This window comes from Streptomyces roseofulvus, from assembly GCF_039534915.1.
Lineage (GTDB): Bacteria > Actinomycetota > Actinomycetes > Streptomycetales > Streptomycetaceae > Streptomyces > Streptomyces roseofulvus.
This window is the reverse complement of sequence record NZ_BAAAWE010000001.1, coordinates 7,296,567-7,316,362: the sequence shown is the minus strand read 5'-3', so window position 1 is coordinate 7,316,362 and position 19,796 is coordinate 7,296,567. Positions and strand designations below refer to the sequence as shown.

Sequence of the window (19,796 nt, the reverse complement as noted above, 5' to 3'; positions counted from 1 at the left end):
CGGAACGTCGGACGGATCGGAAGGCGTGGACTGGCGCAGAAGTGCTCCTTGTCGTACGGGCGGTCAGGGGGAGACGGCGCGCAGTCTGCGGCGCGGACTCGTCGGCGGGTCGACCGGCGGCATCCAGGTCAGCGCCTCGGCGACTGGCCGGGGCAGGTAGCCGTACTGCACGGCCTCGGGGTCTTCGGCGAGGTACGCCACCGGCTGTCCGTCCAGGTCCTCAGCGACGAGGACGTCAGCAAGACGGTGGGCCATCGGGCAGAAGGGGTTGATGGCGAGACGGACGGGGGTGTCAGGGTCCAGGACGGCGAGGCGGTCGATCAGGTGTCGGACGGTCATGTCCGATGCTGGTGCGGGCATGTGCACTCCTTGCGGGGACGGGGAAGGCGGAAGCTCGGGGACAACAGGAACGCCTGGACGGTGCGGTCGTCAGAGACGTTTGGCCGTAGCCAGAACCTCGGAGACGGTCCTCGCGACCAGGTGGGCCGGCGTGTGGGGATCAAAGGTGATCCTGTAGCCGGGAGTCCGAGCGGTGCCGGTGACCGCGAGCACCCAGCCTTCGTGCTCGGCGCCGGGTCGGCCGGCGGGGAAGTGGCCGAGGTAGAAGCGGCCGTCGGCGGAGGCGATATGGGTGTCGGCCCGGTCGTCGACGATGAAGTGGAAGTCGCCGTTCGCGGCAGGGAAGGTGTCGATGACCTCGGTCGCCTGTCCCGGCCCCAGGAGCCAGTCGTGCAGCCTCAGGCGCTCGGTCGTGGTCCGGAATCCTGCGGAACTCAGATCCACTGTCACGGCATCACCTCTCTGACCTGCTATTTTCCGGGTTTCCCGGAAAGGGTCGTCTAGGTTGACATGCCCCTGAAGCGTGTTCCAGTCCTTTCGCGATCTTTCCTGTCTGCCAGAGGCGAACTGGCATGGCGAGCCCTCCGCGGAGGAAGCGGCTACGGTCCTCAGGTCCAGCAGCGAAGCTGTCCCCCGACGAGACCGCAGCTTCACCCACCCCCAGGTCGGGGCGAGATGTCGTGGGCTTGGGTGCGGCGCCAGACAAAGCCGAGGTCCGCAAGTCGCCCTCTCATTGCCCCGCGTTGCTCCTCCAACTCCAACGAGGCCGGCGAGAGGAGGTAAACGTTTCCCTGGTACTGCCGGAACCCGACGAGCTCCCATCCCCTGGCGATCTTGGTGGTCACCCGGTCCCACTCCGTCCGGTCCCTCAGGCGGTCGCTGCTGAGGTCGGTGACGCCCGGCGAGCACGCGATGGCACGGCAGCCGGCCATGAGCCGGTGGATCGCCTCGGTGGCGAGGATGGCTCCGAGGCCGTGCCCGCGCCACGGCTCGTCCAGGGTCACCTTGTCCATGGCGAGCAGGGAGGACCCCACGTACGGAAGCGAGCTGCTGGCGTCCTCGGTGAAGCCCCCTGTGCTCGGATCCAGCAGGGCCTGGGCGATCTCGTCGAGTTCTTCGGACTCCTCCTCCATGACCCGGACGGCGTTCATGCCCCGGTCGAGGTGCACCCGACAGAAGGTGATCGACCCCACCGTCCCCTCCGTGTGGAGGACGGACACGTCCCAGCGTTCCAGGGTGTCGGCCTGTGGGGTGTCGGCGAGTTCGTCGGTGTAGGAGATACGCAGGCGCAGCTCGAACGGGTCTCCGGGCAGCGTGGACAGTTCGGTCACCGCTGAAGCCTAGCCACGCGCAGCAGCCCGGAGACGGCGGGCAGAGCCGCCGAGCGACGGCCGGAGGTCTGCGGCCCGGTCCCAGGAGCGTCGAGGCTCGTGCCAGGGTTGTCTCCATGACGCCGATGATCCCCGCGCACGTCCCCGACGAGCCGCCGCTCACCTACGCCGACAGCTTCGACATACCGGTCCTGTTCCGTAACGGTCCCGCGGACAAGCCGTGGAAGCAGTGGCGGACGGCCAAGCACAAGGAGTGGAGCGCGACGGACGGGTTCCCGAAGGCGGACGGCTGGTACGCCCCGACCACCACGTGGCGGGAGATCATCAAGGCGGCCACCGAGGTCGGCCGCGACATCAGCCCGCACCTGCAGAACCAGCCGCGGTACGCACACGGGGAGCTCGTCGCCCGCGTCGCCCCGCTGTACGCCTACCTTGGTGCGCACCCCTTCAAGCACCAGCCCCCCGTGCCGGGCGCCACGGGCCGGCGCCTGACGCTGAACCCGGTCTACGCGTACGGCACCGAGCGCACCGCGAAGAGCGCTGCCGCCTACCGGCTGGGCATGACGATGACCGAGTGGGCCTGCCGCTCGCTGCTGGGTCTGGGGCAGACCGAGCACCTCGAACTCGGCGGCCCCATCCCCGCCCTGAGCGCCACCTTCAAGGACCCCAAGAAAAAGCTGCCGGACCTGTGGGGACGACACGAGGCGGAGAAGGTGTACTGGCTGATCGAGGCCAAGGGCGGCATCTGCGACGTCGGCACCCTGCGCGGCGGGTGGGCGCAGCTGGAGTCTGGGAGCGAGGTCCTCGGCTCGTACGCGCACCGCAGCGTCCTGGTCGGAGCCGCCGTGCGGCCCGGAGACGACCTCTTCCTGACCATCGACCACGCCCTGCACCCCGGCCAGCCGCCCCTCCCCCCCGGCCGGATCCGACCCCGACGGCAAGGAAGCCACGGGCGAGGGCAACCTCGAAAACCACCTCGGCGACAACGACGACGCGCTCATCGGCGCGGCCCGCGCCCAGATGCTCGTCTACCAGGCACTGCGCTCCGCTACCCCCTCACAGCTGCGCACCGTCCCGGTGCCGGCCGACCGCGCTTCGCGCCACCGACGCCACGGACTCACCACACCGCTGGAAGACGACGACCACACCCGCGCCATGCGGGCCGACCTCCGCGGAGCGGCACTTCATCTCAATCAGGACCTCACGCGTTCCCAGATCCGCTCCTGGGGGATCGACGACTTCCTCACCTGCCGCATCCCCGGCACCGAAGTCCACCTCGGCATGTCCCGGAAGCTGTTCGCCGTCTGCGCGCGCCTCCACGAGGAAGATCTCGCCATCGCCCGGCACACCCCTGGGCTGCGCGCCGAGGACCAGCTGGCCGTCAACGAGCGAGGCAGCGAAGAGGCTCAGGAAGAGCAGCGGCTCGCCCAGCGGCGGATTTTCCACGAGCAGCAGGAGGAGGCCCGCCCCCGGCTGCGTTCCCTGCTCCGGGAAGCCTATGAGCGTGGAGAGACGAGCGACTGGCGCGACCTGCTGCGCCGTCCCGAGGAACCAGAGCTCGACCTGGCGAGTGACGAAGGGCTCCTCGAAGCGGCGACCCCGGAAACGTACCTGGCCGTCAGCCGCTACGACTTGCCCCCGATCCACGCCTAGCTAGCAGTCAGGTCTGGGGCCTGGGTCCAGCTCGCCGTCCATAAGGGCCTGGATGATCCTCTCGGTGCGGGCACGCGTCTCGGGTCCGTGGCCGGCGAGGTTGTGCTCGAGTTCGTGCTGCTGCATGTCAAGCACCGGCTTCATCTCGCCGATGAGGTCGGGCCATGGCGCAAGCGAGTCGGTCAGTTCCTCAACGTTGCCGGACCACTCGGCCTGGCGTGCTCCCAGGGCGAAGGCGAGCAGGAGGACGGCGAAGAGGGGTTCGCTGTCGAAACCGGCGAGTACCCCGAGCCCTGCGGGGTTCTCCTTGCCGGTGTGGGTGGCGACAGCCCGGGCGACAACGGGGAGCTGGAGGAAGAGCGCCGTGGCCACCGAGCGGGCTTCTTCCCATTCTGGGTCGGTGGCTTCGGCGAGCGCTTCGCTCATCCGCGGCAGGGACACGAAGTCGGCAGCGCCGACGAGGAGGCTCGCTGGACCGGTCAGCCACGGCTCGGCGCCTTCCACCCGCTGCCGTCTGCCCGGCGAGACGCCAAGGACCTTCTCGATCGTTCCCGCCTCGTCTTCCGTCACCTCGGGCCGCGTGCCCAGGGCGAAGATCTGGAACATGTGCGCGACAGCCGTTGCCCGGTCGCCGGCCGGGACACGGATCGGGCGGGGCAGCGCGTTCTTGCCTCGCATCGCGGCCATGGTCGCGGCGAGGGTGCCCACGACCGCGTCCTGGTCGTCGACCGGGTCGAGGCCCTGGCGGGATGCCTCGGCGTGAAGGAGCTGCTCCAACTCATGCGACAGGTCGTCTACCACGATGGTCGCGGAGGTACGGACGGCGTCGAGGTCGAAAGAGAAGCCCTCGACCCACAGCACGACGCGCAGCAGGTTCACGTCCCGTGTGCGCTCGCGCCAGCGCAGGAGCTGGACCAGCTGACGGTCACTGTCCGTCGGGTAGATCCAGACCGGGCGGCGTCCGTCGTTGCCGGCTCGGGTGGGATGGGGCATCAGGCCGTTGCTGATGAAGCTCTCCAGCTTCCTCGCGGTAATGGTGCTGAAGCCGGCGGATGTGGCGGCGCGCAGAAGGTCGGCGCGCTGTAGGAGACGGGGTTCGACTGCCATGCCGGGCAGCGTAGGGGCGCTGCGGTACGCCGCGCGAGCCGAGTACTCCCACTCCAGGCCGGTCTAACTTGCAAACGGGTCGGCCCCCGTTGCCACCAGCAGGTTTGCGCTGCTTCTGTGGGTGCGCGGCACCAACTCGGGCGCTGCTCTCCCCTCTCGAAAGGACTTGTCCATGTCCAGGAATACGGCAGCGGCGGTGACCGGAATGATCGTGCGTTCCCTCGCGAAGCGGTGGGCCGACGCGAACGGCCTCAGCAGGGAGCAGGGCCTGCTCCTCGCATGGGCGGCCGGCGCCCTCGCGTCGGTGGCCGTCATGCGCGTCTGACGCTGTAGCGGAGCGGTATCGGTCTCCGCAGACATGGCGAAGGCCCCGGGAACCGTGGTGGTTCCCGGGGCCTTCGGGCTGAAAGGGGCTTGCCTGTGCCGCGTGCTCGCGCCTCGGCTCCTGGCAGGTCCCTCTGATCAGCCGGTGGTCGGAGTCTTCGCCTCGTCCTGCGTCTTCTTCCGTCGTGCCGCGATCAGCGCCCCGCCGCCGGCCGCGAACAGCAGGCCGCCGGCCGCGAGGAGCCACGCGTTGGAGTCGGCGCCGGTGTGCGCGAGGGAGCCCTCGGAGGGCGGGGTGCTCGGGGTGTCGGTCGGGGACACCGGCCCGGTGGAGGTGGACCGGGTCGGGGTGGCCGGCGGGGTCGTCGCCGGTGTGGTGGGCGGGGTGACCGGCGGGGTCGTCGGGGGCGTAATGGGCGGTGTGGTCGTCGGGGGCGGAGTCGTGGGGGGCGTGGTGGGCGGCGGGGTGGGCTTGTTCTTCTTGGTGTTGGTGAAGGTGGCGGTGGTCTTCGCGGCGGGCTTGGCGGTGATCTTGACGGGGGTGGTGTCGAGTTCGTAGCCGGTGGGGGCCTTGGTCTCGGTGCCGGTGTAGGTGGTGCCGTTGCGGGAGGAGACGGGGAGCGGGGTGGTGGCGGTGCCGTCCTTGCCGGTGGTCAGCGTGATCGTCTTGCCGATGCCGGTGGCGGGGGTGATGTTGATGACGGCGCCGGCCAGGGGCTTGCCGGTCTTCTTGTCGGTCTTCCGCACGAGCAGCTCGGCGGGCTTGAAGGTGTCGATGATCGTGAGCTTCGCGGTGTGCTCGGGGGCGACGATGACGTCTTGGTCGGGGGCCAGGTCGTGGAGGGGGCTGCCGGTCGAGGTCTCCTTGAGGCAGTAGCTGCCGGGGTGGACGCCCTCGAAGAGCAGGATGCCGTCGGCGTTCGTCTTGCCGGTCAGGGCCTTGGCGCCGTTGAGGGTGTCGAGCAGGGCGAACGCGGCGCCGGCGAGCAGGGTGCCGTCCGGGTCCTTCTTGGTGATCTCGACGGCGCCCGGCGGGATCTCGGGGGCGTTGGCGAAGGCGGTCGGGGCCCAGATCAGAGAGCTGGTTGCCAGGGTGGTCGCGGCGACGGTGGCCGCGGTACGGCGGGGACACGCATGAAGAAGGAGTTCTCCTCGGTCAGGTGGTGGGCGGAACGCCTTGAGGGCGGAAGTCAGCGAGAGCGGGTAGCCGGCGTTGGGACGGGTGCCGGGGCGGGGCGTGCCGGAGGCGGGCTCGTCCGAAGGAGAAGTGGCCGCGTGCCGTCAGGTGGCGGCTGGGACGATGGCGTGCTGCCTGTCCGTCTACACGCTGCGGGTTGTCGGGTTCGGGACCGGTGGAGCGGGACCCGAGACTCCTGGTCAGCTGGCCGTGTCGTTCGTGCGCCGGCGGCGGCTGAACAGGTAGAGGCCCGAGCCGCCGGCGAGCAGAGCGGTCGCGCCCGCGATCAGCCACGGTGTGGTGTCCGCGCCGGTGTGGGCGAGGGAGCCGGACGGCGGTGCCGGCGGCGTGCTCGGCGGAGCCGGGGGCGTCGTGGGCGGAGCCGGGGGCGGGGTGCTGGGGCTCGGCGGCGGGGTGGTCGGGACGGGCTGGTCGGCGAGGGTGACCGCGACGGCGGCGCCGGGCTTCGCGGTGAAGGCGAGGGGGGTGGTGTCGAGCTGGTAGCCGTCGGGGGCGGTGGTCTCGGCGGCCCAGTAGCGGGTACCGGCCTTGAGGGTGACGTCGAGGTCGGCCTCGGCAGTGCCGTTCGTGCCGGTGGTCAGCGTGGTGACGACCTTGCCGGGGACGTGCTTGCCGGTCTTGTCCATCTCGTCGGCCCGGATGGCGATGACCGCGCCCGCGAGCAGCTTGCCGGTGTTCTTGTCGATCTTCTTCACCGACAGATCGGCCTTCTTGAACGGGTCGACCAGGTCGATCGGGTTGGCCTGGGCGGTGCGTCCGGCGGTGATCGTGATGGTCTGCTCCGGAACGAGGTCGTGGACGGGGCTGCCGGAGGACGTTTCGCGCAGGCGGTAAGTGCCGGCCCGGAGTTGGCCGAAGGCGAGGACGCCGTGCTCGTCGGTCTTGCCCGCGGCGACCTTCTTCCCGTCCTTGTCCAAGAGCTCGAAGGCGGCGCCGACCAGCCGGCTGCCCTCGGGGTCCTTCTTGCGGATGGTGACGCCGCCGGTCGCCTCGTCCACGGTGACGGCGGCCGAGTCCTTGACGCTCGTGGTGCCGCCGGCGAGGAGCATCCGCTGGGCGGCGGGGTTCTTCGGGGTGAGGACCTGCAGGTGGGTGGCGGGCAGGCCGTCGGCCTTCGCGGTGACGCTGGCGGTGCCCGCGGTCTTCGCGGTGAACGACCACTCGGCGGTGCCGCTCGCGCTCGTGGTGACCTTCCCGGAGGCGGTGCCGGAGCCGGACTCGGCCAGCGCGACGGTCACCTTCGGCACGGGGGCGCCCGCGCTCGTGGCGACCTGCACGGCGACGGTGACCTTCGTCCCGGCGCTGGTGGTCGTCACCGACGGAGTGATCGTGAGGGAGTAGGGGCCGGCGAGCCGCTTGGCCTCGGCGATGTAGCCCTGGGCGAGGGTGCGGGCGGTCGGCGAGACGACCGGGTAGCCCAGGCGCTGCTTGCCGCGGGCGCCGTCGAGGGCGTACGTGCCGCCGGCCAGATACTCGTACACGACGGCGTCGACCGCCGCCGCTTGCGCGTTGTCGCGAGTCTGGCCGTACTTGCCGATCACGTACGCGGCTTGGGCGAGACGCTCCTTCGGCACGGTCTTGCCGGTCACCGACGACGTCCAGGACGTCACCGGCTGCGGGGCGCCGTAGCCGCCTGCGTCGGCGGGGCCCTTGCGCTCGGGGTCGGCGCAGTAGGTCTCGGCGTCGCCGTGGACGGCCGGGCCGGGCGGGCCGTAGGCGCCGATGTGGCTGGAGCCGGCGTTCCCTTCGGAGTCCGGGATGGTGTAGCCCGGGCCGAGGATCTCGCCGGCCGAAGGCGCCGCCAGGGCCGGGGTGGCCAGGACAGTGCCTGCCGTGCAGGCGGCGACCGCGACGGCCAGGTGTACGGATCGGGCGGAGCGAAGACGCATGGAGATGGTGAAGTCCTGTCGGAGTGGGTGTCGGTGGTGAGAGGAGCCGCGAGGCGGGGTTACCGGCTGCGAGCGGCTGGGATGGCGGTCCGGCTGGGCAGGGCCGCAGAGGGTTTCGTCTCCGTACGTATCTGCGGGGCGCCGGGGAACCAGAGCTGGACGTAGCGGTCGATCGCCTTGCGGAGGATGGCGGTGCCGATGCCCTGCCAGGGTGGCGTGTCGGTGTGGCGCCAGTCGGTGAAGGTGCCGTAGTTCCCTTCCCCGGGCCTGGTGCCCAGCCGCTTGTCGCGGACGGCGAAGGCACCGTGGTCGGCGAAGCTCAGCCACTGGGAGTCGATCAACCCCCTTTCCAGGTGCACGACTTCGAGGCGTAGGCCGTCGTAGCGCTGGTGCATGCGGGTGTCGGTGAAGCTGATCCGAAGTCGGAGAGGAAGGTCGGGGGCGGGTCTGGCGTAGTAGGTGTTTCCGACGACGGCCGCCTCCGGATACGGGAGGGTGAGGTGGTCGTCGAAGAACTGCTCGGCGTACAGGGACAAGCGCGGGGCTCCTGGTGGTCAGCGGCGTGCAGCGGGACGGGTGGGCAGAAGCACCGAGGGGGTGGCCGTGCTCCAGCGCGGGATGCTGCCGACGGGGACCGGCGGGCGGACGGCGATCCGGGATCGGATGTCGCGCGGCGTCGGGACCGGTGCCTGGGGCGGTTCGACCGGAGTGAAGGTGGCGTGGGCGGCCAGGCGCGGATGAAGGGTGTCTCGCCAGCGGGGCAGAGGTGCCGGGTCGGTGAACGCCTTCGCGGTGGCGGCGATCAAGTGGGAGGGCGTCCGGGAGCTGAAGGCGATCCCGGCGCGCGTGCCCCACCCAGAGGGTCCGGCCCACAGCGTGATCGCCTCGTCGGGGTGCCGGTTGACGATGTCGATGCTTGCCCCGGCCTGCCCGTCGGGAGCGGTGACGTGCAGCCGTCCGCGGGCCGGGCCGCTGAGTGTCCAGCCGGCCGTGATGAGCGGCGCGACGGCGTCGGACCAGGGGCCGGCGGCGTGGAGGAAGCGGTCGCTGTCTTCCGCCCAGTCGTGCGCGAGCGCGGTGGTCAGGGCGCCGACGAGTTCGGTGGGCGTGTTCTGGTTGGCGATGGCCATCCACTGCGGTGAGGACATCGCGTCGGGTGCAGCGCTGATGGTCCACAGGTCGTAGTCGTCTCCGGCCCAGCCGATCCGGATGCGGTGGTCCGGGCTGGTGACGACGAGTTGGTGGGGGCCGTCGTCGAGGTGGTGGTGGGGCCAGTGGGAGACGGGCGCGAAGCCGGCGTCGCCGTGGCCGGAGGATCCGGCCAGGTATCGGGGGGTGACGTAGACGTCGCCGTCTACGGGCTGCGGGGTGGGCAGGGGAGGCTCCGGGGTTCGTGAGGAGGGGCTGGTCAGCGCATGGCGGGTGCGGTTGGCCGGGGTGCAGGCGCGGGCAGAGGCGGCGCCGTGTCCGGTGTCCGTGCGGGCACGGCAGCGGCGCGGGCTTCGGCGATGAGCCGGCGTTTGAGGCTGGCGCGTTCGACGGGCGGGAGTTCGATCAGGCCGTCGCCGGTGGTGTGCGGGAGCAGGCCGGTGACGAGACGGGAGGCGGCGGCCGGCTGCTGGTTGACGAGTTGGTCGATGGCTGTCTTGACGGCCCGGCGGCGCAGGTCGTGTTCCGGGGAGGAGCGGCGGCGTTCGGTGACGGTGGCGGCGTAGTGGCGGAGGAGGTGCTTGCGTTCGGCTTGGCGCTGCCAGACGGCGGTGAGGAAGCGGCGCGAGTTGAAGACCTTGTACGCGTCGATCTCCGGCAGGTCATAGACGCCGGCGGGCAGCGGACCGAGGACCGAGGAGCTGGAAGCCAGGGCCACGGGGATGGTCAGCTCGGCGAGTTCGTCCAGGGCCTGGGCCCAGCGCCGCTGGAGGAGCGGGTGGCGCAGGGCCGTGGCGCGGGCGTTCTGGGCCCGGACGTCGTCGGCGACCAGGCTGCGGAAGGCGACGGCGCCCTTGGCGAGCAGCTCGTCCACCTGCTGGGTGCGCGGATCGGTGAGGAGACCGTCGTCCCATCCTTCCTCGACCGTGCCGAAGACGTCGGCAGCGGCGGGGCGGAGGGGAAATCCAGCCTCGGCGAACGTCCTGGTGAGCAGCCGGTTGAAGTGGTCGGGAAGGGCGTCCACGAGCCAGTTGCGGGCCATGACGATGACGTCGGTGGAGGGTGGCGTGGCCTCGGCTTCACGCTGTCGTCCCTCCTCGCGCCGCACGGCGGTGGTCTTCCGGGTGACCTCGTGCAGGGCGGTGCGGACGCGTCGCAGGAGGCGGGTGGTCCGGGCGGCACGGGCGTCGCCGTGGTAGGCCATCCACTCGGCGGCGACCTGGAGGTCGCCCTGGGCGAAGGTGAGGGCGTCGTGCAGCTGAAGGAGGCGTCCGGGGGCGTGGAGGGCCGTGTGCTGTTCGGGACGGAGCCGGCCGTCGGCGTCGGCTATCGCAGCCGTGACCAGCTGGTCGAACCGCTCCTCTATATAGAGGTCGAAGGAGCGGTCGTCGAGGAAGGCGACCTCGTGCAGGTGCAGACGCTCGTGCCGGGTGTCGTCGGTCGGCTGAGTCATGGCGGGGCGGTTCCTTGTACGGGTAGGGGTCACGCGGTCGCGGGGCGGCGAGTGGCGGGGTGGCGGCGGAGCTTGGCGAAGGAGACGGCGAGTCCGAGGGCCTGCAGGACGGCGCAGGCGGTGATGACGTGGCCCAGCAGGTCGGGCGGAGTGAGAGCGACCAGGGCTCCGGCGATCGGGAAGGGGGCCAGGAGCAGCAGGATGATCAGGGAGAGGGTGGCGCCGAAGACCTCGGCGGGGACCAGGCGGGCGCGCAGGGTGCGCAGGACGACGGTCATGCCTGCCTCGCCGGCCATGAGGAGGGCCACGAGGACCAGGAAGACGGTGTAGGTGTGGGCGGCGGCCAGGGCGAGGCAGGTGGCGGAGGCGAGGGCGGCGGCGGCTGCGCCGACCGGCCACAGGCCGACGCGATCGATGGCGAGTCGGGCGAGGGCGACCATGGCCAGGGAGGCGACGGCGGCGGCCGACCAGACCAGTCCGACCTGGCTGCTGGTACCGCCGAGCTGCTGGATGACCAGTACGGGGCCGGCGGCCTGGACCAGGCCGATCGCGCAGTTGGAGAGGAGCAGGCCGACACAGAGCCAGCCCAGGGCGGGCAGCGACCGGAGCGTTCTCCAGCCGGTCTTCATGCCCTGGACGACCGGGGCGGGAGCCTCCTGCGGCCAGATCGGGCGCTGGCGCGGGGCGAGCGCGGCGCCGAGCAGGGAGCAGGCGGCGATCGTCAGGAGCATGCCGGTCGCGCCGACGTACTGCAGCAGGACGCCGGCCAGGGCCGGGCCGGCGAGCGTGGCGCACTGGTCGATCCCGAGCAGGACGGCCTGCACCCGGTGAGCGTGTTCGCCCGCGTCCCGGCTCGCGGCGCCGCCGGCGGTCTCGGCCGCGATGTACGCGAACTCGCTCAGGACGCCCGTCGCGGCGGCGAGCACCATGACGGTGACCACGGCGCCCAGGCCGTCGCCCATCGCGGGCAGGGCACCGGCGGCGGCCAGGACGACCACGGCACGCAGCACCGACGCCGTGCGCAGCACCCGCGTGCTGCCAACCCTGTCGACTGCGGCGCCCGCGAGCGCGAAGGCCGAGAGGCGGGGAAGCCATTCGAGAACAAAGGCCAGGCCCGTCAGAGCGGCGGAGTCGGTGACCGCGAGGACCAGGAGAGGGATGCCGTAGGTGCTCATCGCGAACGCGCCGGCATCCGCGGTGCGCGGGACGTAGACGCCGCGCACGGGGCCGAAGACCGGGATGCGGGCGTGGCGGCCGGCGGGCGGCCGGGGCATGGAGTGCGTGCGGGGCATCGGGCGTTTCCAGGGGAAGGTACGTAGGTTCAGCGGCCGTTGAGGCGGCGGCCCGGGGAGCGGCTCACCACCGGGGCAGGTGCGGCGGTGGCCGGGGAGAGGGCCTTCAAGGCGGTGCACAGACCGGTCAGGTGGCGTACGGCGTCGCCGCGGCGGGCGAGGAGCATGTCGATCTGCGGGCCGGTGAGCTGCAGGACGCCGTCGGTGGAACGGTGGCGGTACTGGTCGCGGCCGTCGGCGACGCGGCTGAGCTGATCGATGGCGTACTCGGCCTGCTGGTGGAGCTGCTCGGCGATACCGTCGAGCACGTCGGCCTCTTCGCGGATGAGGCGGCTGAGGAGGGCAGCCGCCTGGCTGCTGGCGGGATCCCGGACGGGCATCCCGCCGAGCAGGGAGCGGACGGTGGCTTCGCCGAGCCGGGGCGCCGGCCGGGGTGTCCGGGTCACCGGCAGGGGCCGGTCGTCGGGGAGGAGAAGAGGTCGGCTGGCCGCCAGGTCTTCGCCGGGGCAGGAGCGGGCGGCTGGGCGACCGGCAGAGCAGGGCGCGTGCTCTGGCGGGCCTGATGGGCGGCCCACTGCCCCGTCCGCGCGGCGGCCGGGAGGCGGGGGGCGCCCCACAGCGGGTGGCTGGCCGCGTCCTTGTGGGGCCGGCCGCTCGCCCAGACGGAGGCGGCCCGGTAGACGGGGGCCAGGGCGTGGGCGGCGTCGGTGAGACGCAGCTCCATGCCCTCGTCCTCGGCGCCGGTGGGCCAGACGGGCTGGCGGACGGAGACGAGGCGGTCGTCGATGAGCCGGTGCACGGGCGGGTACACGGCGCTGGGGCTGTAGCCGGGGAGCAGCGTCTTGCGCAGGGACACGATGCTGGACGGCCCGCGTTCCTTGAGGGCCCACAGCAGGGGGGTGGCGTGCCGGTAGGAGATGAGGGCGAGGGCGTCCTCGGCGTTCTGGGCAGCCGGGATCCGCTCGGGCAGCTGCATCACCTGCGGCTTGCCCTCCATGATGATCGTCGTCTCGACGAGATCCTTGTCGAGGTGCTGATCGCCGTACTCCGCCAGGGCGTGCAGCGTCGGAAGGAGTGCACGGCCGCGGTCGGTGAGGCCGTAAGTGACGTGTCGGTGGGTCACCTCGGTGCGCTCCAGCAGCCCGGTCTCGCACAGGGCGCGCAGGCGCGGGGTGATCTGACTGGCGATGAGCCAGGGCAGGCGGGACTGGATCTCGGTGTAGCGCAGGCCCTTCGGCTCGGAGGCGAGGGTCATGAGCATCCAGACGCTCCAGCGCGGCGCGATCATCTCCAGCGTCTCGGCGACGCGACGCAGGTCGGGGGAAAGGGCTCGGGCAGCGGCCACGACGGAACTCCAGCGGCAGAAGAGGAACGGGGTGGGAAGCGGGTTACCGCGCGCGGGCGGCAGGAGAGACGACGGCCGGCGGCAGGTCGACGGCGGTCTCGGGGACGGCTGGTGGGGTGGCCGGCGCTGGCTCGGGTACGCGGTGGAGGCTCTGCAGGACGTCGCCGAGGACCTGGTCGTGTGCGTCTCGGGCAGTGACGGCGTGAGCGAGGCGACGGGCGGCGTCGATGATGTGCCCGGCGTCCGTGGCCTCGAAGGTGCTCCCGGGGGCGGTCAGGCGATGCAGCTGCTCGGCGTAGAAGGCGACGCCGTGGTCGGCGTGCTGCAGGACGTCGAAGGCGTTGAGCAGGGCGTACCGCATGGTGCCCGGCTCGGCGCCGACCGCGAGTTCGGTGACCGGCCGGCCGTAGAGAGCTGCGATCCGGTCCCCCGCCGCCCGGGAGGCAGCGTACGGATCGGGCACTCAGCGTCCCCGTGCTGCCGGCCGGATCTGTGCCGAGGAGGAGGGCTGCGTGGGAGGCAGAGTGCTGGTCAGGGGGGTGAGGCGGGTGGTCGGCGGCGGCATCGCGGCCAGAAGTGCGTCCAGCGTGCGGATGTATCCGCGCCGGCCATCGAGCGCGGCGTCGAGCCAGTACACGTCGGTCTGGAGGGTCTCCGCCGAGAGCTCGTCCAGGTTTCCGGCGGGGGCCATGCTCGCGTGGACGCGGTCGCGGACGCGGACGACCTGCTCCTCGGACAGGGCGAGCATCGCCCGCACCTCAAGGGCCCGGGTGAGCGCGGGGGACGCCCCCGACCGAACGACCTGCGCGTAGAGGTCGGCGAGCGGAGCGCCGAACGCCCGCTCCAGAGCCTCGTCACGGCTGCTCTTCTTGTCGGCGACGCTCATCGTGCGATTCCGATCTGCGCGGGCCGAGCCGGGGCGGCCACAGGGAGCGTGGTGGTCAGCCGGGGCGCCGGACTGGTTCGCGCGCGCTGTGGTCCGGCCGGGACCTCCACCAGCGCGCTCACCCACTGGGCGTACAGGTCCCGCGCTTCGACAGCCCGGTTCACCTGGTGGGCCAGGCTCATCACCGGGTCGTCCAGAACCTCGCCCGTGGCCGTCTCCAGGGCGACGACGAGCACGTCCTCGGCTTCCTCCAGCGCCGACTGCGCCTGCGTGAGCAGGCCGTAAGCGTGGATGACGCTGGTGAGTCCGGCCGTGGCGGACGCCTGGTTCGCGGACCGGATCAATTCGTCGAGCGGCGTCCCGAATCGGGCTTCGATGCGGCCGGCCAGCACGGCGACGATCTCGCCGTCGAGGAAGTCGGGGGTCTCGGACACGGAAGGTGCTCCAGAAGAGGATGAAGGGCGGGGAAGGTCAGGGGCGGTCGCGGTCGTCGCGGCGGTTGTGCCCGGCGTCGGCTGAGCCGGGGGCACTTGCGGCTGGGGGGACGTGACGTCCTCCGCCGGACGGGGCCGGCCGGGGCGGATGAGACCGGAACGCGAGGGGGCGGCTCGGAAGGACGGTGGCTTCGATGGAAGCGGGCGAGTAGCACACGACGGAGGCTCCGGACCAGGGGGAACAGGGAAAATGCAGCCCTGCGAGAGGGCCGCTGTAGTAGGCAAGGGTCCGGAGAATCCCCGGTTTCGGAAACCGGGGGTCCGCCGCTATATTGCGCACTTTTGATGCTGGCCGAACCTGTCCAAGAGCGGCTGCTTCGGTGGCGCAGGCCCGGCCAGGTCAGCGTCCTGGTGGCCTGGCCGTTGTCGGTGCCGGGGTGACGGGCGTGACCGTCGGCGCGGTGCGCAGGACGGTGGGGGCGGGCGGCTGGAGCGGTGGGGCGTCTCCGTCGCTCCAGGCTTCCCACCACTGGATGGCCTGGTCGTAGGTGGCGAAGCCGCCCTCGCGCAGGGTGTGTGTGCCGGCGCTCATGTCGACACACTCCCGCAAAATCCTGAACTCCGGTCCGGCCTCCGGGTTGAGGGAGCGCAGCATCACCGCAGTCTCGGGGGCGTCGCGCTCGTCGTCGGTGTAGCTGGCGAGCAGGGCGAAGTGGTCACCGTCGCGGCGGATGCGGGTTTCCAGGGCGTGCGTGACGGCGTCGGCCGGCTGGTAGCGGTCAGGGCCGACCACGGCGGCCGGGCAGCCTCGCGCCATCAGCCACGACTCGGCCATCGCGATCAGCGGAAGCTCTGTGCTGTCGATCGTGAAGGTGCGGGCTTTCAGGTCCCGGGCGACGTGTACCGCTCTGAGCTGAGGTGCCCCGGGTATACCCCAGGTAGCGCCCTCGTCGTACAGAACGAAGTAGGCGTCGGTCCACGTGCGGTGCTCGCCGAGGACCTTGTACGACGAACTCTCCACGGCATCGAGGAGGTCCTGGTGGCAGGGGGCGGCGGGCTCGAAGCCGTCGAGGTCGTAGGCGGGGCTGTCGTCGGTCACGTGCGATGGGGCTTTCGGTCGAAGGGGGCGGTCGCGCCGCCGTCGTGTCCCCGCTGCGGGAGCGGGGACACGACGCGGCGCGACGAGTCACGCGGGTGCCGGACGGAGGTGGCCGGAAGGTCGGGCAGCGCCCGGCTGGGGGATCAGTCGAGGCACATGCGAACGTCGCGGTAGACGTAGGTGCCGGAGACCCAGCCCTTCACGCCGGTGGTGAGGTCGGTGATGTAGTGCCAGCCGCTCCGGGAGGAGTGGACGGTGAAGCGGTGGCCCTTGTAGAGGACGCCCACGGCGGTGGAGCTGGTCGTGGGGCTCTTGCGGATCTTGACGGCGCTGGTGCCGATGGTCCACGGACCGGGGAGGTCGCAGGCGCGGACAAGCGGAGTGGCCGCAGGGGCTGTGGTGGTCGCGGCGGTGGCCGCGGAGGCTGCAGCCGGGACGGCGACAGTGGCGAGGGCGACGGCGCACAGGGCGGCACGGGTGAAACGCACGGAGGAACTCCTTGAGGGTTCTGGGGATGAGGGAAGGCGGGGCTGCTGGGCGGGCAGAGCGTCCGCCGGCGGCGAGGCTGGTGGCCTCGGGGCCGTCCGCCGTTGGGCGGCGGGCGGTGATTCAGCGGCTGCGCGCCGGAACCGGCCAGGCGCCGGCGGGACGTGCGGGCGCGGCAGGCTTCTGTTGTGCGGGGTGGCGGGAGCCGACGAGGGTGGAGCGGCCGGCGTCGGTAAGGGTGATGGGCTGGCCGACGATCAGGTCGCGGGAGGCGTCTCTCACGGCGAGGCCGTGGTGTTCGAGGCGCTGGAAGGCCATGTAGTCCACGAGACGGCCCTGGGTCGTCCGGACGGAGACCCGGTGGGTGTGCAGGTGCTCGCGGACGGTTCCGCCGGCGGCAAGCGAGAGCAGGGCGGCCAGGTCGTGCGCGGTGAGTTCGGCGCTGATCGCGGGCGTAGGCGGGGCGGAGGCTCGGACCCTCTCCAGGGCAGCAGCAGCGCGAAGTTGCTTCTCGTCCCGGTCGTCAACGGCCTGGGCGAGGTCCCGTAGGGTCCGCCGCATCCGGTCGAGCAGGGCGTCGTCGACGACGTGCGCGCCGGAGGACAGCCGCATCAGCACATTGCAGTGGTAGGCGACCGCGGTCTCGGCAACCCCGAGGTCGCGGTGCGCGGACGCCAGGGCGGCACGGTCCTCCGAGAGCAGCCCGGCATGGTGATCGTGATGCAGGCCGGCCAGGTCTCCCACGGCTTGCTCGATCGGTCCGTCCAGGGCTGTCGGCGCCGTGGTGCGGGGCGCAGCTGTCACCGGGTCTGCCAGAAGCCTGCGCAGTCCGAGCAGAGGACGGCGAGGAGGGCCGTGCGCCGGTACGACTTGCGGCGTCGGCCGTCCGGGAGGGTGATGTCGCGGCTGGAGACCTCGTACGGGCGCAGCAGCGTGGCCAGCCTGGCCTGCGTGAGGGATGCGTACGGCCAACGTCCCTCGGCCACGCCCGGCAGAGTCCGAAGACCGTCGACGAGGTCAGCGGAGGCCAGGGCGTCCGGAGAGCCGTACGCGGAGAAGACGGCCAGACAGGCAGCCGCGATGCACTCTCCGCCGAGAGGACGACGAGGGAAGCAGCACGGGTCCAGCTGAGGGACGGCCCCGTCCCGGTCGGTCTCGACCGGGACGGCCGGTGCCGAGCAGGTGTCGTCGCCCAGCAGGCGATCCACCTCCCGCCCTGCTGCGATCAGATCCTTGAGGATGGCCGCGATGTCCTCGATCTCGTCGTCGACCTCAGCGTCGGTGACCGGCCTCGGCCCGTTGACGATGTCGAGCAGTTCACGTTCGAGGTCGTCCTGGCGGGCCTTCGCGTCCAGGAGGGCCTGGTGGTGCGGGTTCGGCGCGGGCGTGCGGGCGTCCGTGAGGTCGTCGTCCAGGAGGGTGCCAAGGAGGCGGAAGAACGGGCTTCGGGTGGTCAACGCTGAGGTCCTTTGGGGTCGGTGTGGGGCGTGGGCGAGGTGAACAGGTCCGCCGGTCGCCACGGCGGCGCCGGCGAAGCAGTCGTGGCGGCCCTGGGCGCAGGCTGCGGAGCGTTGCTCTGCAGCTGAGGCGGGATGGTGCGGGCCGCGTGGACACGAGGGCCCGCTGGTGGGCGCGGCCGGTTCACGCGGGCGCGGACGATGTCGTACACCTCGTGCCGGGCGCGGGGCCGGACTGCGACGATGTGCGCCTCGACGGTGTGCTGGGAGCTGGGCGGGGCCTTCTGCAGGCGGTAGACGATCCGCCATTCGGCGCCGGCGCCGAGGTAGAGCTTGCGGTACTCGCGCAGCTCGTAGGCGAGTTCGGGGCCGGTGATCCGGGCCCGGACGACGCCCTCGATCAGGTCGAGTGCCCGGTCCCGGATGTCCTGTGGCAGGGCGCGCAGGTCCGTGAGGGCGCCGGGGTTGAACGACAGCCCGTAGGCAGGGCGGGGCTCGGCCGTCATGACGCGGGGCCGGCTTCGGTCGAGGGCGCGTCACCGTTCTCCTGCCGCTCGGGCGTCACGGGCGAGGGTCCTGGTCGACGGGCCGGGACCACGGAGGAGCCGGTGCTCGGGACGCTCCGGGTCCGTCTGGCAGGCGCTGAGCGGCCCGCCGGGTGAGCGGACGTGAGCCATGGCGTGGGTGAGGAAGTCGCGGTGCCAGACGAACATCCCGGACGCGCCGGCGTCCGGCTCCTTGTGCTGCTGGTAGGCCATCCACAAGGCGTGCAGCCACGCCACGACGTCGAGGTGCTCCTGCCATTCGGGGCACCAGGGCGCGGCGGTGGTGATCTCGGGGCCGTAGACGTCCATCAGGACGTCGTCGACCCAGTCGCTCAAAACGGCCAGCTCGTCCTCGAACTCGTTGCCTTCCAGCTCCAGGATCGGTTTGGGGTCCGGTGGCGGGGTGAAGGCCGGCATGCCGGGGAAGCCGGCGAACGGCATGCCCGCCGATCGCGGATCGGCCGGCGGGGCGGCTGCGAGACGGTCGATGACCCGCGCTTGTTCGGCCGAGCGATCGAGGAGTTTCCGGACGGACACCTCGATCGATTCGAGGTCCGGCTCCCGAACACGGACGGGCTCCAATTCCCCGCCGTCGGGGGACTCGGTGAATTCGGACACGAAAAGGATCTCCTTGCAGCCGGAGCCGGTGACTCAGTGGCTCCGATGGTCCGGAGAATCCCCGGTTTCGGAAACCGGGGATCGGCCGCTATATTGCGCCCTTCCGTTCAGGCGCCGAGGATGAAGTCCTCCTGGGATGCGGTCTCTCGCAGGGTCTCCGACAGGCGCTCGTTGGCGACGGACGCGTACTCCTCGGTCTTCTCTATGCCGATGAACTGCCGTCCTTCGAGCAGAGCGGCCACGCCGGTGGAGCCGGATCCGGCGCAGAAGTCCAGGACCGTGCCGCCGGGCGGGGCGATCTTGACGAGCTCGCGCATCACCGAGACGGGCTTCTGGGTGATGTGCTTGCGGTCCTTGCCCGAGGGCTGCGAGGCGCTGTAGAGGCCGGGCAGGTAGACGGGGTTCGCGGAGGCGTTGACCCGCCCCTTCGCTCCCCAGACGATGAATTCGCAGTCCTGCCGGAACTTGCCCTTCTGGGGCCTGGCCTGCGGCTTGTGCCAGGTCAGGACGCCCAGCCACAGCCAGCCGGCGGCCTGGAGGGCATCGGTGGTAGCCGGGAGCTGGCGCCAGTCGGTGAACAGCAGCGCCGTGCCGCCGGTCTTCGTGGCCCGGTGCGCCTCGGTCATGATCTGCGTCAGCCAGAGCGTGTAACTGCGCTGGTCCATGTTCTCGCCCGTGAAGTCCGGCAGGACGTGCTTGGCGTCCGCGGAGACGTACTTCTGCCGGGCCGAACGGCTCGTGCGCTCCTGCGCGGTCCGGCCGCCCGAGTTGTACGGCGGGTCGGTGATGACGGAGTCGGCGCAGCCGTCGGGCAGGGTCGACAGGACGCTCAGCGCGTCACCGTGGTGCAGGGAAAAAGACATGAGGGTGCCCCAATTCGGAGGAGAAACGGAAGGAGGGTCCCCTGATGGCAGGCCCGGCGGCAGAAGCCGAGTTCGACCGGGCGCAAAGGGGGAGGTCGAAACTCTAGGGCACGATCCCCGGTTGAGAAGCATCACCGCCGAAGAGCCGCCAGAAAAGGCGCTCCGATTCCGGCTGGCGATTTCGGTGACCGGGGATCCGGGTTTACTGTCTTGTCATTGCCCGGCGGACACCGCTGATGGCTCCCCCTCTGCCCGCTCCTGCCTAGGAGGCCCGTGTGTTCCGTCCGTGACCCCGCACGCGCTCCGCGCCGCCCTGTTCGCCCTTCCC

General features: G+C 71.5%; 24 protein-coding genes and 1 pseudogene. 2 read left to right on the top strand and 23 right to left on the bottom strand.

Features of this window, described 5'->3' with window-relative positions:
* Positions 1–63: 63 nt before the first annotated feature.
* The 3 genes from ABFY03_RS33645 to ABFY03_RS33635 all read right to left on the bottom strand — a co-directional run bounded on the left by ABFY03_RS33645 (position 64) and on the right by ABFY03_RS33635 (position 1,670).
* The gene (locus ABFY03_RS33645) at positions 64–360 is read right to left on the bottom strand and encodes a hypothetical protein (RefSeq protein ID WP_346171703.1); all 297 of its coding nucleotides are present in this window, start codon (positions 358–360) and stop codon (positions 64–66) included.
* A gap of 69 nt (positions 361–429) precedes the next feature.
* A complete protein-coding gene (locus ABFY03_RS33640; RefSeq protein WP_346171702.1) occupies positions 430–789 on the bottom strand; it encodes an SPDY domain-containing protein in 360 nt (119 codons plus the stop codon).
* A 200-nt stretch (positions 790–989) separates the two neighbouring features.
* Complete coding sequence (locus tag ABFY03_RS33635; RefSeq protein ID WP_346171701.1) at positions 990–1,670, bottom strand: hypothetical protein; 681 nt, start codon at positions 1,668–1,670, stop codon at positions 990–992.
* Positions 1,671–2,690: 1,020 nt separating this feature from the next.
* Between ABFY03_RS33635 and ABFY03_RS33630 the strand changes: the two genes are divergently transcribed.
* Positions 2,691–3,323 carry a hypothetical protein gene (locus tag ABFY03_RS33630; RefSeq protein ID WP_346171700.1) on the top strand — a complete coding sequence of 211 codons (633 nt, stop codon included), beginning with the start codon at positions 2,691–2,693 and terminating at the stop codon, positions 3,321–3,323.
* On the opposite strand, the gene ABFY03_RS33625 is transcribed toward ABFY03_RS33630, so the two are convergent.
* Positions 3,324–4,430, bottom strand: a complete 1,107-nt coding sequence (locus ABFY03_RS33625) for a hypothetical protein (protein WP_346171699.1) — start codon at positions 4,428–4,430, stop codon at positions 3,324–3,326.
* Positions 4,431–4,602: 172 nt separating this feature from the next.
* On the opposite strand from ABFY03_RS33625, the gene ABFY03_RS33620 reads away from it, so the two are divergent.
* Positions 4,603–4,755: a hypothetical protein gene (locus tag ABFY03_RS33620; protein WP_346171698.1), complete on the top strand. Its 153-nt coding sequence runs from the start codon at positions 4,603–4,605 to the stop codon at positions 4,753–4,755.
* Positions 4,756–4,892: 137 nt separating this feature from the next.
* On the opposite strand, the gene ABFY03_RS33615 is transcribed toward ABFY03_RS33620, so the two are convergent.
* The 19 genes and pseudogenes from ABFY03_RS33615 to ABFY03_RS33525 form a co-directional block, all read right to left on the bottom strand.
* Positions 4,893–5,501 (bottom strand): prealbumin-like fold domain-containing protein, encoded by a 609-nt coding sequence (locus tag ABFY03_RS33615; RefSeq protein ID WP_346171697.1) that lies wholly within the window; start codon positions 5,499–5,501, stop codon positions 4,893–4,895.
* 111 nt (positions 5,502–5,612) lie between these two features.
* Positions 5,613–5,771: pseudogene (locus tag ABFY03_RS33610) on the bottom strand (SpaA isopeptide-forming pilin-related protein); the annotation flags it as partial.
* A 360-nt stretch (positions 5,772–6,131) separates the two neighbouring features.
* Positions 6,132–7,841 carry a SpaA isopeptide-forming pilin-related protein gene (locus ABFY03_RS33605; RefSeq protein WP_346171696.1) on the bottom strand — a complete coding sequence of 570 codons (1,710 nt, stop codon included), beginning with the start codon at positions 7,839–7,841 and terminating at the stop codon, positions 6,132–6,134.
* 59 nt (positions 7,842–7,900) lie between these two features.
* Positions 7,901–8,377 carry a hypothetical protein gene (locus tag ABFY03_RS33600; protein WP_346171695.1) on the bottom strand — a complete coding sequence of 159 codons (477 nt, stop codon included), beginning with the start codon at positions 8,375–8,377 and terminating at the stop codon, positions 7,901–7,903.
* An 18-nt stretch (positions 8,378–8,395) separates the two neighbouring features.
* Positions 8,396–9,010 (bottom strand): hypothetical protein, encoded by a 615-nt coding sequence (locus ABFY03_RS33595; protein ID WP_428838208.1) that lies wholly within the window; start codon positions 9,008–9,010, stop codon positions 8,396–8,398.
* Positions 9,011–9,249: 239 nt separating this feature from the next.
* Positions 9,250–10,443 (bottom strand): hypothetical protein, encoded by a 1,194-nt coding sequence (locus ABFY03_RS33590; RefSeq protein ID WP_346171694.1) that lies wholly within the window; start codon positions 10,441–10,443, stop codon positions 9,250–9,252.
* Between the two features lie 29 nt (positions 10,444–10,472).
* Positions 10,473–11,735 (bottom strand): MFS transporter, encoded by a 1,263-nt coding sequence (locus ABFY03_RS33585; protein ID WP_346171693.1) that lies wholly within the window; start codon positions 11,733–11,735, stop codon positions 10,473–10,475.
* 29 nt (positions 11,736–11,764) lie between these two features.
* A complete protein-coding gene (locus ABFY03_RS33580) occupies positions 11,765–12,181 on the bottom strand; it encodes a hypothetical protein (protein ID WP_346171692.1) in 417 nt (138 codons plus the stop codon).
* Positions 12,178–13,080 carry a winged helix-turn-helix transcriptional regulator gene (locus ABFY03_RS33575; protein ID WP_346171691.1) on the bottom strand — a complete coding sequence of 301 codons (903 nt, stop codon included), beginning with the start codon at positions 13,078–13,080 and terminating at the stop codon, positions 12,178–12,180. Before ABFY03_RS33575 ends, ABFY03_RS33580 begins: the two co-directional genes overlap by 4 nt.
* A 43-nt stretch (positions 13,081–13,123) precedes the next feature.
* The gene (locus ABFY03_RS33570; RefSeq protein ID WP_346171690.1) at positions 13,124–13,543 is read right to left on the bottom strand and encodes a hypothetical protein; all 420 of its coding nucleotides are present in this window, start codon (positions 13,541–13,543) and stop codon (positions 13,124–13,126) included.
* Positions 13,544–13,966: a hypothetical protein gene (locus tag ABFY03_RS33565; protein ID WP_346171689.1), complete on the bottom strand. Its 423-nt coding sequence runs from the start codon at positions 13,964–13,966 to the stop codon at positions 13,544–13,546. It abuts the gene before it with no gap.
* On the bottom strand, positions 13,963–14,400 hold the full coding sequence (locus tag ABFY03_RS33560; protein ID WP_346171688.1) for a hypothetical protein: 438 nt from the start codon (positions 14,398–14,400) through the stop codon (positions 13,963–13,965). The genes ABFY03_RS33565 and ABFY03_RS33560 overlap by 4 nt, the downstream gene beginning before the upstream one ends.
* 400 nt (positions 14,401–14,800) lie before the next feature.
* The gene (locus ABFY03_RS33555; protein ID WP_346171687.1) at positions 14,801–15,499 is read right to left on the bottom strand and encodes a hypothetical protein; all 699 of its coding nucleotides are present in this window, start codon (positions 15,497–15,499) and stop codon (positions 14,801–14,803) included.
* 143 nt (positions 15,500–15,642) lie between these two features.
* On the bottom strand, positions 15,643–15,987 hold the full coding sequence (locus ABFY03_RS33550) for an SH3 domain-containing protein (RefSeq protein WP_346171686.1): 345 nt from the start codon (positions 15,985–15,987) through the stop codon (positions 15,643–15,645).
* A gap of 121 nt (positions 15,988–16,108) precedes the next feature.
* Positions 16,109–16,789, bottom strand: coding sequence for a hypothetical protein (locus ABFY03_RS33545; RefSeq protein WP_346171685.1), 681 nt, complete (start codon positions 16,787–16,789; stop codon positions 16,109–16,111).
* Positions 16,786–17,442, bottom strand: coding sequence for a DUF3631 domain-containing protein (locus tag ABFY03_RS33540; RefSeq protein ID WP_346171684.1), 657 nt, complete (start codon positions 17,440–17,442; stop codon positions 16,786–16,788). Before ABFY03_RS33540 ends, ABFY03_RS33545 begins: the two co-directional genes overlap by 4 nt.
* Complete coding sequence (locus ABFY03_RS33535) at positions 17,439–17,948, bottom strand: hypothetical protein (RefSeq protein ID WP_346171683.1); 510 nt, start codon at positions 17,946–17,948, stop codon at positions 17,439–17,441. Before ABFY03_RS33535 ends, ABFY03_RS33540 begins: the two co-directional genes overlap by 4 nt.
* Positions 17,949–17,978: 30 nt before the next feature.
* Complete coding sequence (locus ABFY03_RS33530; RefSeq protein ID WP_346171682.1) at positions 17,979–18,605, bottom strand: DUF4913 domain-containing protein; 627 nt, start codon at positions 18,603–18,605, stop codon at positions 17,979–17,981.
* 107 nt (positions 18,606–18,712) lie between these two features.
* Complete coding sequence (locus ABFY03_RS33525) at positions 18,713–19,468, bottom strand: DNA-methyltransferase (RefSeq protein WP_346171681.1); 756 nt, start codon at positions 19,466–19,468, stop codon at positions 18,713–18,715.
* Positions 19,469–19,796: the final 328 nt, after the last annotated feature.

Coding starts and splice junctions, on each gene's coding strand:
- ABFY03_RS33645 (WP_346171703.1), bottom strand. CDS start 360: ATGCCCGCACCAGCATCGGACATGACCGTCCGACACCTGATCGACCGC.
- ABFY03_RS33630 (WP_346171700.1), top strand. CDS start 2,691: ATGCTCGTCTACCAGGCACTGCGCTCCGCTACCCCCTCACAGCTGCGC.
- ABFY03_RS33625 (WP_346171699.1), bottom strand. CDS start 4,430: ATGGCAGTCGAACCCCGTCTCCTACAGCGCGCCGACCTTCTGCGCGCC.
- ABFY03_RS33620 (WP_346171698.1), top strand. CDS start 4,603: ATGTCCAGGAATACGGCAGCGGCGGTGACCGGAATGATCGTGCGTTCC.
- ABFY03_RS33605 (WP_346171696.1), bottom strand. CDS start 7,841: ATGCGTCTTCGCTCCGCCCGATCCGTACACCTGGCCGTCGCGGTCGCC.
- ABFY03_RS33590 (WP_346171694.1), bottom strand. CDS start 10,443: ATGACTCAGCCGACCGACGACACCCGGCACGAGCGTCTGCACCTGCAC.
- ABFY03_RS33585 (WP_346171693.1), bottom strand. CDS start 11,735: ATGCCCCGCACGCACTCCATGCCCCGGCCGCCCGCCGGCCGCCACGCC.
- ABFY03_RS33565 (WP_346171689.1), bottom strand. CDS start 13,966: ATGAGCGTCGCCGACAAGAAGAGCAGCCGTGACGAGGCTCTGGAGCGG.
- ABFY03_RS33535 (WP_346171683.1), bottom strand. CDS start 17,948: ATGACGGCCGAGCCCCGCCCTGCCTACGGGCTGTCGTTCAACCCCGGC.
- ABFY03_RS33525 (WP_346171681.1), bottom strand. CDS start 19,468: ATGTCTTTTTCCCTGCACCACGGTGACGCGCTGAGCGTCCTGTCGACC.